The organism is Bradyrhizobium sp. STM 3557 (assembly GCF_045571465.1).
Classification (GTDB): Bacteria; Pseudomonadota; Alphaproteobacteria; order Rhizobiales; family Xanthobacteraceae; genus Bradyrhizobium.
Genome location: NZ_CP120697.1, coordinates 4,204,967 through 4,220,624, shown reverse-complemented (window position 1 = coordinate 4,220,624; position 15,658 = coordinate 4,204,967). Strand labels below are relative to the sequence as shown.

The 15,658-nt window shown below is 63.6% G+C and carries 16 protein-coding genes and 1 pseudogene; 11 read left to right on the top strand and 6 right to left on the bottom strand.

Going from position 1 to position 15,658, the window contains the following annotated elements:
• Window positions 1-26: 26 nt before the first annotated feature.
• The 3 genes from P6U24_RS19190 to P6U24_RS19180 all read left to right on the top strand — a co-directional run bounded on the left by P6U24_RS19190 (window position 27) and on the right by P6U24_RS19180 (window position 3,752).
• Entirely contained in the window at window positions 27-1,811 is a 1,785-nt protein-coding gene (locus P6U24_RS19190; protein WP_407154090.1) for a NirA family protein, read from the top strand.
• Entirely contained in the window at window positions 1,808-3,418 is a 1,611-nt protein-coding gene (locus P6U24_RS19185; protein WP_407154089.1) for a sulfite reductase subunit alpha, read from the top strand. Before P6U24_RS19190 ends, P6U24_RS19185 begins: the two co-directional genes overlap by 4 nt.
• A 184-nt stretch (window positions 3,419-3,602) precedes the next feature.
• Window positions 3,603-3,752, top strand: coding sequence for a hypothetical protein (locus P6U24_RS19180; RefSeq protein WP_407154088.1), 150 nt, complete (start codon window positions 3,603-3,605; stop codon window positions 3,750-3,752).
• Here the strand turns inward: P6U24_RS19180 and P6U24_RS19175 are convergent, their stop codons facing one another.
• From P6U24_RS19175 to pxpB, 3 genes are read right to left on the bottom strand one after another with little or no spacing between them, the layout of a single operon-like run.
• Window positions 3,753-4,523 carry a LamB/YcsF family protein gene (locus tag P6U24_RS19175; protein ID WP_407154087.1) on the bottom strand — a complete coding sequence of 257 codons (771 nt, stop codon included), beginning with the start codon at window positions 4,521-4,523 and terminating at the stop codon, window positions 3,753-3,755. It abuts the gene before it with no gap.
• A 37-nt stretch (window positions 4,524-4,560) separates the two neighbouring features.
• The gene (locus P6U24_RS19170; protein WP_407154086.1) at window positions 4,561-5,598 is read right to left on the bottom strand and encodes a biotin-dependent carboxyltransferase family protein; all 1,038 of its coding nucleotides are present in this window, start codon (window positions 5,596-5,598) and stop codon (window positions 4,561-4,563) included.
• Window positions 5,595-6,326 (bottom strand): 5-oxoprolinase subunit PxpB, encoded by a 732-nt coding sequence (pxpB, locus tag P6U24_RS19165; protein WP_407160515.1) that lies wholly within the window; start codon window positions 6,324-6,326, stop codon window positions 5,595-5,597. The genes P6U24_RS19170 and pxpB overlap by 4 nt, the downstream gene beginning before the upstream one ends.
• A 246-nt stretch (window positions 6,327-6,572) precedes the next feature.
• Here pxpB and P6U24_RS19160 point away from each other — a divergent pair, with 246 nt between their 5' ends.
• On the top strand, window positions 6,573-7,271 hold the full coding sequence (locus P6U24_RS19160; protein ID WP_407154085.1) for a ribonuclease activity regulator RraA: 699 nt from the start codon (window positions 6,573-6,575) through the stop codon (window positions 7,269-7,271).
• Window positions 7,272-7,304: 33 nt separating this feature from the next.
• Complete coding sequence (locus P6U24_RS19155; protein WP_407154084.1) at window positions 7,305-7,712, top strand: cupin domain-containing protein; 408 nt, start codon at window positions 7,305-7,307, stop codon at window positions 7,710-7,712.
• A 107-nt stretch (window positions 7,713-7,819) separates the two neighbouring features.
• Here the strand turns inward: P6U24_RS19155 and P6U24_RS19150 are convergent, their stop codons facing one another.
• Window positions 7,820-8,620, bottom strand: coding sequence for a DUF2147 domain-containing protein (locus P6U24_RS19150; RefSeq protein WP_407154083.1), 801 nt, complete (start codon window positions 8,618-8,620; stop codon window positions 7,820-7,822).
• A gap of 96 nt (window positions 8,621-8,716) precedes the next feature.
• On the bottom strand, window positions 8,717-9,196 hold the full coding sequence (locus P6U24_RS19145) for an Lrp/AsnC family transcriptional regulator (protein WP_407154082.1): 480 nt from the start codon (window positions 9,194-9,196) through the stop codon (window positions 8,717-8,719).
• A gap of 146 nt (window positions 9,197-9,342) precedes the next feature.
• Here P6U24_RS19145 and P6U24_RS19140 point away from each other — a divergent pair, with 146 nt between their 5' ends.
• The 6 genes from P6U24_RS19140 (at window position 9,343) to P6U24_RS19115 (ending at window position 15,469) form a co-directional block, all read left to right on the top strand.
• The gene (locus tag P6U24_RS19140; RefSeq protein ID WP_407154081.1) at window positions 9,343-10,362 is read left to right on the top strand and encodes a 1-aminocyclopropane-1-carboxylate deaminase; all 1,020 of its coding nucleotides are present in this window, start codon (window positions 9,343-9,345) and stop codon (window positions 10,360-10,362) included.
• A gap of 991 nt (window positions 10,363-11,353) precedes the next feature.
• Window positions 11,354-12,256 carry an IS66-like element accessory protein TnpA gene (gene tnpA, locus P6U24_RS19135; protein ID WP_407154080.1) on the top strand — a complete coding sequence of 301 codons (903 nt, stop codon included), beginning with the start codon at window positions 11,354-11,356 and terminating at the stop codon, window positions 12,254-12,256.
• Window positions 12,253-12,606: an IS66 family insertion sequence element accessory protein TnpB gene (tnpB, locus tag P6U24_RS19130; RefSeq protein WP_407154079.1), complete on the top strand. Its 354-nt coding sequence runs from the start codon at window positions 12,253-12,255 to the stop codon at window positions 12,604-12,606. The genes tnpA and tnpB overlap by 4 nt, the downstream gene beginning before the upstream one ends.
• 69 nt (window positions 12,607-12,675) lie before the next feature.
• A complete protein-coding gene (gene tnpC, locus P6U24_RS19125; protein WP_407154078.1) occupies window positions 12,676-14,205 on the top strand; it encodes an IS66 family transposase in 1,530 nt (509 codons plus the stop codon).
• Between the two features lie 95 nt (window positions 14,206-14,300).
• The gene (locus tag P6U24_RS19120; protein WP_407154077.1) at window positions 14,301-14,690 is read left to right on the top strand and encodes a VOC family protein; all 390 of its coding nucleotides are present in this window, start codon (window positions 14,301-14,303) and stop codon (window positions 14,688-14,690) included.
• 47 nt (window positions 14,691-14,737) lie between these two features.
• Window positions 14,738-15,469 (top strand): hypothetical protein, encoded by a 732-nt coding sequence (locus P6U24_RS19115; protein WP_407154076.1) that lies wholly within the window; start codon window positions 14,738-14,740, stop codon window positions 15,467-15,469.
• Between the two features lie 48 nt (window positions 15,470-15,517).
• Here the strand turns inward: P6U24_RS19115 and P6U24_RS19110 are convergent.
• Window positions 15,518-15,649: pseudogene (locus P6U24_RS19110) on the bottom strand (LysR family transcriptional regulator); the annotation flags it as partial.
• Window positions 15,650-15,658 lie beyond the last annotated feature (9 nt).

Below are 15,658 nucleotides of genomic sequence, written 5' to 3'. Positions count from 1 at the left end.
GTGGCAGCAGGAGCTTCGTCCTAGCTATGAAAATCGAGACGCTGTCAGTCGACTTCTCCGACGAACAGAAGCGCTATCTGGAAGGGCTTGCCGCGGGCCTGCGGGTCAGTCAGGCCGGCCGTGGTTTTGGTGGTGCGGCAGGTTCGTCACCGGCCGAGCCGACGGGGCCGGAGGCCGCACATATCAAGGCGCAGGACAAGGTCACGGCATCGGGCAAGAAGCTGGCCGACCAGGAGAGGTTCAAGCGCGAGCTGCATCCGTTCGATGCCTATGAGCGGCTGAAGGAGCAGGCGCGCAAGAACGCCGCGCCATCGCCGGCCGACAATTTCCGCTGGCGCTATTACGGGCTGTTCTATGTCGCACCGGCGCAGGACTCCTATATGGCGCGCCTGCGGATTCCCAACGGCATCATGAAGCACTGGCAGCTGTCGGGCCTTGCCGATCTCGCCGAGCAGCTCTGTGGCCCCTACAGCCACGTCACCACGCGCGCCAATCTGCAACTGCGCGAGATTCCGCCCAAGCACAGCGTCGCCTTTCTCGAAGGCTTGAGCGAGCTTGGCCTGACCGCGCGCGGCTCAGGCGCTGACAACATCCGCAATGTCACGGGCACGCCGACCGCCGGCATCGATCCGCAGGAGCTGTTGGACACGCGCCCCTATGCCCGCGAATGGCACTATCACATCCTCAACGACCGCTCGCTCTACGGTCTGCCCCGCAAGTTCAATGTCGCCTTCGACGGCGCCGGTAAGATCGCCGCGCTGGAGGACACCAACGACATCGCGTTCACCGCGGTCGAGGTGAAGGACGGGTTTGGTGTCGAGGCGGGCGTGTGGTTCAAGCTCGGCGTCGGCGGCATCACAGGCCACAAGGATTTCGCCAAGCCGACCGGCATCGTGGTGAAGCCGGAGGATGCGACCAACGTGGCGGATGCCATCGTGCGCGTCTTCATCGAAACCGGCGACCGCACCAACCGGCTGAAGGCGCGGCTGAAATACGTGCTCGACAGCATGGGTGTCGACAAATTTATGGAAGCGGTCGAGGCCAAGCTCGGCCGCAAGCTGGCGCGCGTACCGGACGAAGCGCTCAAGCCGCGTCCCGAGGCCGACCGCATGGCCCATATCGGCGTACACAAGCAGAAACAGGACGGGCTGAACTGGATCGGCGTGGTGCTGCCGGTCGGCAAGCTCACTTGCGATCAGATGCGGGGACTGGGGAAGATTTCGCAGGACCTTGGTGATGGCGAGATCAGGCTGACCGTGTGGCAGAACCTGCTGATCTCCGGTGTCCGCGACGAGAACGTGGCGCTCGCCTCGGCTGCGATCACGCAGCTTGGATTGTCGGTCGAGGCCTCGCAGATCCGCGCCGGGCTGATCGCCTGCACCGGCAATGCCGGCTGCAAGTTCGCAGCGTCGAACACCAAGCGCCACGCCGCCGAGATCGGCGACTGGTGCGAGAGCAGGGTCAACATCGATACGCCGCTCAACATTCATCTGACCGGCTGCCATCACTCCTGCGCGCAGCACTATATCAGCGATATCGGCCTGATCGCTGCAAAAGTGCCCGTTGGCGAAGGTGACGAGACCGTCGAAGGCTATCATCTGTTCGCCGGCGGCGGTTTCGGACCGCAGGCCGAAATCGGACAGGAGGTCTATCACGACCTCAAGGCCGAGGACGCGCCGCAGACGGTCGAGCGGCTGCTGAAAGCCTATCTCGCCAACCGCGCGTCTCCTGACGAACCGTTCCTCACCTTCGCTCGCCGCCATGACGGCGAAACGCTGCGCAAGCTCGCCGACGCACAGGTGTCCGCATGAACCAGATCACGCCTCCCTCCAAGATCGAGATCATCCCGCAGGGCGCTCCGTTCTCCGAAGCCCAGCGCTCCTGGCTCAATGGCTTCCTGGCCGGCGCGCTCGGGCTCGACGGCTCGACGCCGCTGGCGCCGGAGCAGAACGCTGCGATGCTGGCGCCTGCCGGTGACGGCGACGATGGCGAAGCGCCCTGGCACGATCAGACCCTGCCGATCGCCGAGCGCATGAAGCTCGCCGAAGGGCGTCCCTTGCGGCGGCGCATGATGGCGGCAATGGCGCAGCAGGATTGCGGCCAGTGCGGCTACAATTGTCACGACTACTCCGAAGCGATCGCGAGCAAGAGCGAGGCGCGGCTCAATCTCTGCGTCCCCGGCGGCAAGGAGACCGCGCGGATGCTGAAGACGCTCTATGAGGAACTCGACAAGGCACCAGCGCCTGCGGCGAAACCGACCGCATCGCAGGCCGCGCCGGCCGCCGTGTCCGTGGTCGTCAACGAGCCGGGCCGCTCGCGCGACAATCCGGTCGAGGCGACCTTCCTGTCGCGGCGGCTGCTCAACAAGAAGGGGTCGGAGAAAGAGACCTGGCACATCGAGTTCGATCTGGAGGGTTGCGGTCTCGACTACGTCGTTGGCGATTCCTTCGGCATCTTTGCCAAGAACGATCTTGGCCTGGTCGATCAGATCATCGCGCTGCTCGGCGCCTCCCACACCACCAAGGTGAACGGCAAGACTCTGCGCGACTGCCTGATCGAGGACGTCTCGCTGGCGCCGGCACCCGACAAGCTGTTCGAGCTGATCTCCTTCATCACTGGCGGCGCGCAGCGCGAAAAGGCACGCGCGCTGGCGCAAGGCGAGGATCCGGACGGCGATGCCGCGACGCTCGACGTGATGGCCGCGCTGCAGAAGTTCTCGGGCGTGCGCCCGCACCCCGAAGCGTTCGTCGAGGCGTTGGAGCCGTTGCAGCCGCGGCTCTATTCCATTTCCTCGTCGCACAATGCGACGCCGGGTCGGCTGTCACTGACGGTCGACTGCGTGCGCTACGTGATCAACAAGCGCAAGCGGCTTGGGCTCGCCTCGACGTTCCTGGCTGAACGCATCAACCCGGGCGACAAGCTCAAGGTCTATGTGCAGAAGGCGCACGGCTTTGCGCTGCCGTCTGACCCGAAGACCCCGATTATCATGGTCGGCCCGGGTACCGGCGTAGCGCCGTTCCGCGCCTTCCTGCTCGATCGCAAGGCGACCGGTGCGCCCGGCAAGAACTGGCTGTTCTTCGGCCACCAGCGCAGCGACTGCGATTTCTTCTACTCGGACGAGCTCAACGCGATGAAGACCGCCGGCCTCTTGACCCGGCTGTCGCTGGCCTGGTCGCGCGACGGTGCCAAGAAATTCTACGTCCAGGATCGCATGCGCGAGGTCGGCCGGGAGCTGTGGACCTGGCTTGCGGAAGGCGCGCATCTCTATATCTGCGGCGATGCCAAGCGGATGGCCAAGGACGTCGAACGAGCGCTGGTCGACATCATCGCCCAGTTCGGCGCCCGCTCGACCGATGAGGCCATCGCCTTCGTCGCCGATCTCAAGAAGAAGGGCAGGTTCCAGCAGGACGTGTATTGATTTATTTCGGGCTTTCGGTCCCCTCGGATGGAACAAACAAAATTCTCGGTGGTTAGCAAAACCGGGAATTTTGTGTCGCGTTTGTGCGACGCCGCAGAGCGGTTGTCACTATTTTCGGCGTTGTCTTGCATCCGGCTGCCGCAGCCCTTTCATGTGGCAGGTGACCCGCGAGGAGACCGGCCCCATGCGTTCACTGTCAGCGTTTCGCGCCAGCGTTCATGAACGTGCCGATCGCGACCGGACCGGCACCGCGCTCTCCTTGATCGCGTTCTTCAGTGCCTTTGCCCTGATCGCGGGGATTGCGCTCGGCACCACCTCGGTCCATCCGTTCTGATCAGACCGCCGTCTTGAACGGCGCCACCTTGACGCCGGCGGCATCGAGCGCCTTGCGCACCTCGCGGGCGATCTCGACGGCGCCGGCGGTATCGCCGTGGATGCACACCGTGTCGGTCCGCATCTTCATCACCTTGCCGGTGACTGAGACCACCGCGCCGTCCTGTACCATTCGCACCACACGCTCGGCGATCACCTTGGGATCATGCAGCACCGCGCCGGGCTTGCTGCGCGAGACCAACAGGCCATCATCGCCATAGGCACGGTCCGCGAACACCTCATGCACCAGCGGCAGATTGGCTTTCTCGCCGGCGGTGACCAGCTTGGAATTGGCGAGCACCACGAACATCAGATTGGGATCCACCGCCTTGATCGCATTGGCGATTGCTTGCGCGGTCATGTCGTCCTCGCAGGCGACGTTGGAGAGCGCGCCATGCGCCTTCACATGCGTGACCTTGTGGCCGGCGGCGGTCGCGATCGCTTGCAGCGCGCCGATCTGGTAGGCGACGAGGTTCTCGATCTCGGACGCTTTCATGCCCGGCACCGGGCGACGGCCGAAACCGTGCAGGTCGCGATAGCCGGGATGGGCGCCGACGCTGACGCCGCGCGCCTTCGCCATCTCCACCGTCTTGCGCATGATGTCGGCATCCCCGGCATGGAAGCCGCAGGCGACGTTGACCGAGGTCGCAAGCTCGATCATGGCCGCGTCATTGCCCATTTCCCAGGGGCCAAAGCTTTCGCCGAGGTCGCAATTGAGGTCGATGCTGGTCATGGGCGTCTCCGCTATTTATGAGCTGACCGCGATTGAACTAATCGAGCGTCGCCGCATGCCAGGTCGCCGCATCCGTCGCGCTGACGGCATGGCCCGCGACATTAGCGGTCATCAGGGCATCGTGGCGAAACTCCATCGTCTCGATATCGGTGACGTGATCGGCTAGGCGTTGCAACAAATCCTTGAACTTGCGCGCCTCCGCCTGCGCCGCGGCCATTGACACCGACTTGAAGCGAAAGCCGGTGCCGGCCGGTGTTTGAGCCAGCCGGCCGAAATCGGCCGAGATCACGGTCGCGATTTTGGGGTAACCGCCGCTGGTGCCGCGATCGGACATCAGCACGATCGGCGCGCCACTGCCGGTGACCTGGATGCTGCCGTCGACGGTGCCGTCGGAGACGATGTTGTGGCCGCCCAGGTGCTGGATCGCGGGGCCTTCCAGGCGATAGCCCATGCGGTCGCTGGTCGCCGAGATCTTCCAGTCGCTGCCAAGGAACAGCGCCTTCGTCTCGTCGGTGAACTCGTCGTCCTGCGGACCGAACACGACACGGATCGGCCCGGACCGAGCCGCCGGCAGCGTGATCCGCCGCTCCGGCGCTTCACTGGCCGGCTGTACCACGAATGAATCGCCTGATTGCAGCGGCCGCGGGTAGGGGCTTCCGAGACCGGCACGCGCATTCACGGAAAGACTGCCAAAGATTGCTTCGCCCTCAATGCCGCCCTCAAGCGCCAGATAGCTGAAGGAGCCGCCCCGCGCGAAGCCGAGCGTTAGGGTTTCGCCGTCAGCGAGCGTGACCGACGTATTGAGCTCGACCGGACGTTTGGCGACGTCGGCCGGCCGCGGCGCGCCCGCAAGCGCCACGCGCACCGCGCCGCCCTTGGCCGTGAAGGCCGCACCGAACGGGCCGATCTCGATCGCTGCCGCCAGCGGTGGGTTCCCGACCAGACTGTTGGCGGCCGCCAGCGACAGTCTGTCCATCGCGCCCGACGGCGTGAGGCCGTAGCGCTGGGCGCCGAAGCGGCCGCCATCCTGGACCGAACTGGCGGGACCGATGGAGGCGACGACGAGCGTGCTCATGCGGCGACCTGCTCGGCGATGATTTCACCGGCCTCGGCCGCCTTGTCCTGCGCAGCGAAGGTCTTGGCGTCGACGGCGTAGAAAGTGACCTCGTCGCCGGGCTCGAGCAGGAAGGTCGGCTCGCGGTGCAATTGATAGGTCCTGATCGGGGTGCGGCCGAGGATGTGCCAGCCGCTCGGGCCGGCCAGGCACTGGATGCCGGTCTGGATGCCGCCAATCGCGATCATGCCGGCCGGGGTCAGCAGGCGCGGGCTTTGCCGGCGTGACAATTGCAGCGACGGATCGAGGCCCGACAGATAGGACCAGCCCGGTGTGAAGCCGATCATCGCGACGCGGTACTGGCCGCCCACATGACGAGCAATCACATCGTCCGGTGTGAGCTTCAAAGCCTTGGCGACGTCCTCAAGATCGATACCGTCCTCGCCGCCATAATGCACCGGGACCCGCCAACGTCTTGTCTTGCCGGCAAGCGACAATGGCCCGGTCGCCAAGCTGAGCAAGCGTGCACCGATCGTCTCGTAGTCGATAACGGAGGGATCGTAGTGGACGAGCAGCGAGCGATAGGTCGGCACCGTCTCGGTGATGCCTGCGATCGCGGCGTCATGCAGCGCGCGGTCCAGCGCCAGAACCTTGCTGTTGGCGGCATCGTCGATGGTGCGGCTGAACTCGACGGTGACGGCGCTGTCGCCACTCGGCAGCAGGCGGGGAGGGGGAAGGGCGTCGGCCATGACCTCGAAGACATCAGCAAGCGATCTCATCTGCTGTAGCGGTTTTTGCACGCGAGGGAAATTGCCCTTTGCGAAAATCTCTCGGTGATTCAATAAATTAAAGCGATGTCCTGCGATAAGTCGACATTATCGGAAAGCCGATCACACACCATGCGGTGATGGCATGGTGCGCCACTTGACGCGCGGGCCGCGCGCCGCAAGATGCGCGCCTATCTTCTCATTCTCCATTGGAGCCGAAGTCCAACGATGTCTCTCTCCCCCGAAGCGATCGCAACCCTCTCTCACGTCACCACTGCGACCATCACCACGGTCCTGCTCAAGAAGGGGTTGCGAAATGTCTGGATGCGCGGCGCGCGTCCGCTGCGTCCGGGGCAGAAGCGGTTGGTGGGACCCGCCTTCACCTTGCGCTTCGTGCCGGCGCGCGAGGATCTGGCGACGCCCGAATCCTGGTCGTCGCCGATCTCGACCCGTACCGCGATCGAGGCCATGCCGGCCGGTTGCATCGCCGTGGTCGATGCGATGGGGGTCAAGGATGCCGGCATCTTCGGCGACATTCTGTGCGCGCGCATGATCAAGCGCGGCGTCACCGCGCTGATCACGGACGGCGTGGTGCGTGACGTGGAGGGCGTGCTCGGCACCGGCCTGCAGGTGTGGTGCGACGGCTTTGCCGCGCCGCCGTCGGTCGCGGGCCTGACCTTCGTCGGCTGGGGCGAGCCGATCGGCTGCGGTGGGGTGGCCGTGTTCCCGAACGATGTCGTGGTCGCCGACCAGGACGGCGCGGTGCTGATCCCGCAGGCGATGCTCGACCACGTGCTGGCCGAGGCGCCGGAGCAGGAGCGCATGGAAGCCTGGATCGTCGAGGAGGTGAACAAGGGCGCGGTGCTGCCAGGACTTTATCCGATGAACGCCGAGACCAAAGCGCGCTACGCTGCGTCGAAGAAGTAATTCCACCAGAAGCCAACAGGACGAGGCAACGCCATGGTTGATGTCTATCTCGCGGGCTCGCGCCCGACCCGCCGCGCGCCGGCGGAAAGCTTCACCGGCACGGTCTGGCAGGACCCGATCATCACGCCGCAGGCCCCGGCCCGTGTCGCCTCGGCGCGGGTCGCGTTCGAGCCCGGCGCTCGCACGGCCTGGCACACCCATCCGCTCGGGCAGACGCTCTACGTGATCCAGGGCGTCGGCCGCGTGCAGGCCAAGGGCGGCCCGATCCGCGAGATCAAGGCCGGCGACGTGGTCTGGATTCCGCCGGGCGAGAAGCACTGGCACGGCGCCGCGCCGACCACCGGCATGGTCCATGTCGCGATGCATGAATCGCTGAACGGCGAGCACGTCACCTGGATGGAGCATGTCACCGACGCGGAATATGACGGCCCGATAGGCTAACCGCGCGCAAGCCGTTTGCACTACAACGCGCGGCCGCAAGGTCGCGCGTTTTAATTTGAGTGTCTCGCAGCGGAGGTTGCACCGGCCTGCTGCCGAGCCGTGAAACATCAGTTCACCCGCGTCCAGGTCTGGCCGCCGCAGAACATGCCGCCGAGCGCGCAGCCCTGCACCCGCAGGCTGTCGGATCCTTTGAGCGCGATGGTGGAGTCGTAGGTGCTGCCGCTGTCCGGATCGAAGATGCGGCCACTCCACACCTTATTCTGACCCGGGCGCATGTTGATCAGGATCTGCTCGCGATTCTCGTTGGACTTGGCGTCGACCGCATAGCCACAGAGATTGCTGCCGCATGGCTCGATGCGGATCTTGCCTTCCTTCTCCTCGGTCAGCCAGATGCCGACAGGCGAGTTTGGATCGCGTGCGGGAGGCGCCACATCAGGCGATGGCGGTGCCGGCAGAGCAGGCGCTGTGGCGGCCTGCGCCGGTGCTGGGCGTGCTGCAGACAGCGGTGCAACTGACGAAGCAGGCGCACTCTCTTGTAGACGCTGTGGAGCAGGAGGCGTCGAGGGCTGGTCGGGAGCGACGGGCGCAGCGGCTGCTGCTGCTCCTGCCGATGGAAGCGCCGTGGATGGGGCGGGCGGCGCGGCCGCAGCGTCAGCGGGCGCGGCCTGCAATGGAAGCTTCTGACGATTGTCGCTCCTCGCCTCGCGCGGCGGCTGCTTGCGCGCGGTGTCTTGCATGCGGCGCGGCCGCTTCGCCCTCTCGCCGGTGTTATCATAGACGCCGGGGATCGAGACCGTGCCGCGATCGGGATCGATGCGGATGGTCTGGCCATTATACTCGAACTGATACTGCGCCCGTGCGGCGCTGCTCGCAAGCAGGAGCACGGCCACGGCGAACAGGGTTTTCATCGGGATCTCCCGAGCGTGTCAGAAGCCAACAGCGCGATCTCCATCGCTCCTTTAAGTCCACCAGCCGGTAGCTTGGGTTCAACCTGATGGCCAGGCTCAGAAATCCAGCGGCGCATTGTCGACCACCTCCTTCATGACGAAGAAGGTGCGGGTCTGGCGGACGCCCGGCAGCGAGATCAGTTGGTCGCCGTGCAGGCGGTTGAAATCGTGGATGTCGCGGACCCGGATCTTGAGGAAGAAATCGAAATCGCCGGCGACGAGATGGCAGTCGAGAACGAATTTGAGCTTCCGGATCGCGGCCTCGAAGGTGCGAAAACTCTCCGGCGTAGAGCGGTCGAGCACCACGCCGACCAGCACCAGCGCGCTGCGCTCGACCTTTTCCGGCGCGACCTCCGCGCGCACATGGCGGATATAGCCTTCGTCGAACAGGCGCTGCGTCCGCCGGTGACAGGTGGCGGGGCTGACATTCACGGCCTCGGCCAGATCAGCATTGGTCATGCGGCCATCGCGCTGCAGGAGCTGCAGGATCTTCCGATCGACGCGGTCCAGCGAAACGGGGGTGATAGAGTCTTTCATTGAAGGCCAATTTGTCGGAGGAATATTGCGCATGTGGAAGGTTGGATGCAGGAAAGCAGATAAATCCTTGTAAAGAAAGAGAGCACCTTTCCGGCCATTGTCGGTATGATTTCGGCGATTTTCATTCCCCAGCAGCGAGACCCCCTGTGCTTCGGCTCGACAAGTTCAAGAAATACCCGCTCACCTTCGGACCCACCGCGATCGAGCACCTGCCGCGGCTCACTGCGGCGCTCGGCGGCAAGGTGCAGATCTACGCCAAGCGCGACGACTGCAATTCCGGCCTCGCCTTCGGCGGCAACAAGCTGCGCAAGCTCGAATACATCGTGCCCGATGCGATCGAGTCCAATGCCGATACGCTGGTCTCGATCGGCGGCGTGCAGTCGAACCACACCCGCATGGTGGCGGCGACCGCGGCCAAGATCGGCATGAAATGCGTGGTCGTGCAGGAGAGCTGGGTGCCGCATGAGGATGCGGTGTATGACCGCGTCGGCAACATCCTGCTGACCCGCCTGATGGGCGCCGACAGCCGCATCGTGCCCGATGGTTTCGACATCGGAATCCGCAAGAGCTGGGAGGAGGCGATCCAGTCGGTGAAGGACGCTGGCGGCAAGCCCTACGGCATTCCGGCCGGCGCCTCCGTGCACAAATATGGCGGGCTCGGCTATGTCGGCTTTGCCGAAGAGGTCCGTAAGCAGGAGGCCGAGCTCGGCTTCAAGTTCGACTACATCATCGTTTGCGTGGTCACGGGCTCGACGCAAGGCGGCATGATCGTGGGCTTCGCTGCTGATAACCGCGCCGACCGCGTGATCGGCATCGATGCCTCCGGCACGCCGGCGCAGACCTGCGCACAGGTGCGTCAGATCGTCGACAACACCGCCGAGCTGGTCGAGCTCGGCCGCAAGGTCCGCGACGACGAGATCGTGATCCTGGAAGACTACGCCTATCCGGCCTATGGCGTGCCGAGCGCCGAGACCAACGAGGCCATTCGCCTCGCGGCGCGCACCGAGGCGATGATCACCGACCCGGTCTATGAAGGCAAATCCATGCAGGGCATGATCGACCTCGTGAAGAAGGGCTATTTCCCTGAGGGCTCGAAGGTGCTCTACGCCCATCTCGGCGGCGCGCCAGCGATCAACGGCTACAGCTACACCTATCGGAACGGGTGAGGGCATTCGTTTCTGCGCTGTCGCCGTATTCCCCACTGTGATCGCCCGCCACCCGGTCCGGCCTCCGGCCGGCCGGATGACCGGCTCCGCCGGGCGATCCAGCACTCCGGGAAAGACGTGATCGATCGAGAAGTCGCGGCATACTGCCGCGTTCGCGGGCATGACGAGCAAAGTACCAAGCAGCGAGCGGCGTCGTTGCGAGCCAACGGGTCCGCGGAACGCGCGGCCCGATGACAGGCTCCGCGGAGCAGTCCAAAGCCGAACAAGGATTCTGGATTGCTTCGTCGCCGGAGCCTGTCATCGGGCTCGCCGGAGGCGAGACCCGTTGGGCTCCTCGCAACGACGCTCACATGACCTCGCGTTCTCGCGGCACGATGTGCCCGAGTGATCCTTGGAACGTACCCTCGAAAGAGGAGGGCGCAGGGAATGCCGGGTGAAGGCCTCACCCATGGCCCGCCTGCAACACAAAGAAAGCAGGCGGCAGTCACCACAGGATCAGCCAGATCATCCGGCATTCCCTGCGCGATGGTTGGACGGCTTATACGTGCTCTCCGCGGGGACCGGCTTGATTGCCCCCGTCAGTCGCAAGCCTCATCGCGCTAGCGACCTTAGCGCCAGCACCGGGGCGCCCGGACCACACGATTTCACCGCCGTGAGCGCTTGCGCTCGTCTGGCGCAATCGTCACGGCCACCGCTCCCCGCACTCCACGTATCGTGACGACGCGTACGCCCCTCTCCGATGAGGCGGGATGCGCACAGACAATCATGATTTCTGAAAAATAGAAACAAGAATATTTTTTACGGACGGTCTGGACAAGGCTCTTCGCGTTGAAAATGCACGCAAACTTCGTGTTTCAGCGCAGGTCGTCTTACGCGGTTTTGTCTTGCTGGTCAGTGACGGCATCGTAACCGTCCGATCTCCGCACATAGATTGATTATGTGCAATGGCGCATGATGTGGGGCTCCTTCGTGAGGTGGAGGATCTCCGGCGGTGGGTCATCGTTCCTGGGCAAAGGCCAACAACCCGTACTGGTCGAACCACGTTGCGACCTGGTACGCCGGGCATCAAAGCGTCGAGGAATATTGCCGCCGACGCGAAATTTCGACGACGTCGTTCAAGAGATGGGCGCGTCATCTGCTGAGCTCGGAAGATCTGCGCAAACGCAAGAAACGCCTGCAGAATTTGCGCACCAAACAGCTCGAACGACAGGGCAAGAAAGCGCGATCGAAGCCCCGCCGGAAAACATTCACCTATCGCTACAACATGCGTACGGATAGCGACACAATTGCTGTTCGGGCGTTCTGGGGCATGCACGTTGAGGCGATGAACTGGAGCGGCTTGGGGAATGCGGAGTATGCCGCGGCGCTCGGACTTTCTCCTTACGCACTGCGCATTTGGCGCAATCGCTTTGCCGATTCCGGCGAGGAAATGGACTGGCGATCTCTGCTTCATCCGAGTGCCCGGGCTCAATTAAGCAGCGCTGCTAGTTGCGTACGGCGCAAATACCGCTTGACACCGCAAGAGGCGGACGGTCGGTCCAACCGGCGCCGCTTCAGCGACGAACAGAAGCGCGCGATCGTGCAGGAGACGGAGAAACCAGGTGTCAGCGTGTCGCAGGTTTGCCGTCGGCACGGCGTCGCCACCAGCATGGTCTTCCGCTGGCGGGTGCAGTTCGGCCTGGCGGCTAAGAAGGCGCCGCGATTGGCAACTGTCGCGCTGACCAAAGGCACGGCGAACGAGGTGCCGGCGCTCGCGGCGTTGTGCGACCTCGTGCAGCCGCCGGACGGGATGATCGCAGTCGAATTGGAAAACGGACGCCGTGTCTTTGCACCAGTGGGCAGCAGTCCGGCGGAAGTGAAGCGGCAGCTCGCCCGCAAGGAGAAGGCGTCATGATCGTCATCCCGGCGGGCGTGCAAGTGCACCTGGCGCTTGGTTACACCGACATGCGCAAGGGACTCGATGGACTCTCGACATTGGTGCAGGAACACCTGAAGAAGGACCCGTTCTCGGGCCATCTGTTCGTCTTCCGCGGCAAGAATGCTTCGCTCTTGAAGATCCTGTTCTGGGATGGGACAGGGCTGTGCCTCTTCACCAAGCGCATCGAACGCGCGCAGTTCATGTGGCCGCGCGCAACCGAGCCCGGCGGCACGGTGATGCTGACGCCGGCGCAGCTCGCAATGCTGCTTGAGGGTATCGACTGGCGCACACCAGAGCGCTTCTGGCGCCCGCTTCTTGCGGGATAACTCGCAAAACACTGCATCAAATAGAGCGACGGCAGTTCTTCGAATCAGCGTGTTCGAGTAGTATCGAACATGCAGCTCGATTTGAACAATCTCCCGACAGATACAGTACTTCTGCATCGCCTCGTTCGCGATATCGCCGGCGGTCTTGAACATCGCGACACCGAGATCGAGCGCCTCAAGTCCATCATCAAGCAGTTGCAGCGCGCGCAGTTCGGCCGACGTTCCGAACGCATCGATCCGGATCAGCTTGCGCTTGGACTTGAAGAGATCGAAGCCGATTTGGCCGGCAAGGAGGAGAGCCATCCGCCGGCTGATAAGCAACCAAACGAACGGTCTTCCCATCGCAAGCCTCTGCCCGATCATCTCCCGCGCGAGAACGTGCGGCTCGACATCGACGACATGACCTGCGCGTGTTGCGGCGGCGCGCTGCATGTGGTCGGAGAGAGCGTGAGCGAGATGCTGGATTGGATACCGGCTCAACTGCGCGTGGTACGAACTACCCGTCCCAAGTATGCTTGCCGTGCTTGCGAGACGATCGTTCAGGCACCGGCCCCTGAGCGGGTGATCGCCAGCGGCCTGGCAACGCCGGCGTTGCTTGCCCAGGTGCTGGTCAGCAAATATTGCGACCACACGCCGCTCTATCGGCAGTCGCAGATCTTCGCACGCCACGGCGTCGATCTCCCGCGATCGACGCTCGCTGGATGGGTCGGCGGCGCCTGCTGGTGGCTCGAGGCATTGCACGAGCGTTTGTGCAAGAACGTGTTTGCCTCCGACCATCTGTTTGCCGATGATACGCCCGTACCGGTGCTCGACCCCGGACGTGGGCGAACGAAGACGGGACGACTCTGGGTCTATGCCCGCGAGCAACGCGGCTGGGGCGGACCGGAGCCGCCGGCGGCGGTCTATCTGTTCGCGCCAGACCGCAGAGCTGAGCGGCCAGCTTCTCATCTGGCAAACTTCAAGGGCGTGCTCCACGTCGACGGCTACGCCGGCTTCGAGCCCCTGACAGGAAAAGGCAACGTTGTGCTCGCCGCATGCTGGAGCCATACACGGCGACGCTTCTATGAGGTGGCGCAGGCCACCAATGCTCCGATCGCGACCGAGGCGCTGCGGCGGATTGCGGAGCTCTATGGCGTAGAAGCGGATGTTCGCGGTCAGTCGCCTGCGTACCGGCTCGCAGCGCGCCGGACTCGCTCTAAGCCCGCTATCGATGCCATGCGGCTCTGGTTCGAAGCGCAGCTTCCTCTCGTGCCGGGCCGAAGCGCGCTTGCTGAAGCGATCCGCTACGCGCTCTCGCGATGGGACGGTTTGACGCGCTTCCTGCATGATGGTCACATCGAGCTCGATACCAACCCGGTTGAGCGCGCAATCAGGCCTGTTGCACTCGGCCGCAAGAACCATCTGTTCGCTGGCAGCGATGGAGGCGGACACAGATGGGCCGTGCTGTGCACGCTGGTCGAAACCTGCAAGCTGAACGATGTCGAGCCCTACGCCTATCTGCATGACGTGCTCTCGCGCATGATCGACGGATACCCGGTCAATCGCCTCGATGACCTGCTGCCGTGGGCTTGGAAAGCCGCAAATCCTGTCAAGAGCTGAGAGAAGTGCAGCAGCCGGACGCTTACCGGCATCAGCGAAATTTCCCGATCAGCCTAAGAACAACGATAGTGGCTGGGCAGCGAGGGAGCACGGCAATGCAGGACATGACGACGATCGAAGTCAAGGCCTTCGTTCCATCCAGGGACTTCGCTCTATCGAAGCGCTTCTACCAGGATCTGGGCTTTAATATCGCATGGTCGTCCAGCGAGCTCGCATATCTTCACCACGGCAGTTCGAGCTTCCTGTTGCAGAACTTCTACGTGAAGGAACACGCCGATAACTTCATGATGCATCTCCTTGTCGAGAACGTCGAAGCCTGGTGGAACCACATTCAGGACAATGGGTTGGCGACCAAGTACGGCGTGAAGGTCCTTCCTCCTGCGGATAGGCCATGGGGAATCCGCGATTTCGTAGTTGTCGATCCGACCGGAGTGTTGTGGCGAATCGGGCAGAACATCACCGGCACGCAAGAGAGCGCTGGGTGACTGCGCCTTGGTTGCTTTGGCGGCGTCATCATCTCCATGGCAGCAACATGACAGAGAAGAAGGTCGACGATACGCATGAGGATCTTCTCGACCGCGCACTCGAAGCTTTCGATCGCGGCGGCACCGGTGCGGCAATTGGAGCTCTGAGTTCGATCGGCGATCCGGCACAGGCCGGCACCATGTTCGATGGTCTGGCGAGAAGGCTCTATAATTCGCGCAAGGATGTCGCAAACATGATCTCGGTCGCGAATGCCGGCATCGCTTTTTGCTTCGACCAGGCCAAACGCGCCGAAAACACCGAGACTGCGACCAAGCTCAAGACGGCCGCCAAGAGGATCGCATTCAATGCCGGTGCAAATTGTTGGCCGGGATGGGGCGATGATGGCATCTACATCACACCCGATGACATCCAGTCGGGCCTGAAGTTCGCGAATCTCTCCCATGATCTCGTGCGCGAGCTGCAACTCGGTCTCAAGCAGGAGGCCAATGCGGCATGTCTTATCGGCGCGCTTAGGCTTGCCGCCGGCGAGCCCGCCGCCGCGTTGACCGAATTTCGCATGGCGCGCAACGCTTCGGAGTCCATTGGCGATGCCGCCCGCATGCTGATGGCAGAGGGCTACTGCGCGATTGCACGCCAAGCCGACAACACTGCGGCGCGATCAGCTGGCGCCGAGGAGCTGCAATTCGTGCTGACGCGGCTCCGTGAGCTTGGCTTGGACGAAGCGAAGTTTTTTGCGGAGCAACTCGTGACCGCGGCCAGCATTTTGCTCTCTAAGTAGCTCCGGAAACGACGCCTTAACTAAACAGCGGCTTGCGGCACGATATGTCTATCTGCCGCGATGCCGAAGCGCCTCAACGAGCAGCGAGAAGACCGGCGAGGGTTGGCGCCGGCTGGGATAATAGAGGTGATAGCCGAAGGGCGGACACCAGTCCGATAGCACCCGGACCAGGTGGCCTTGCGACACGTA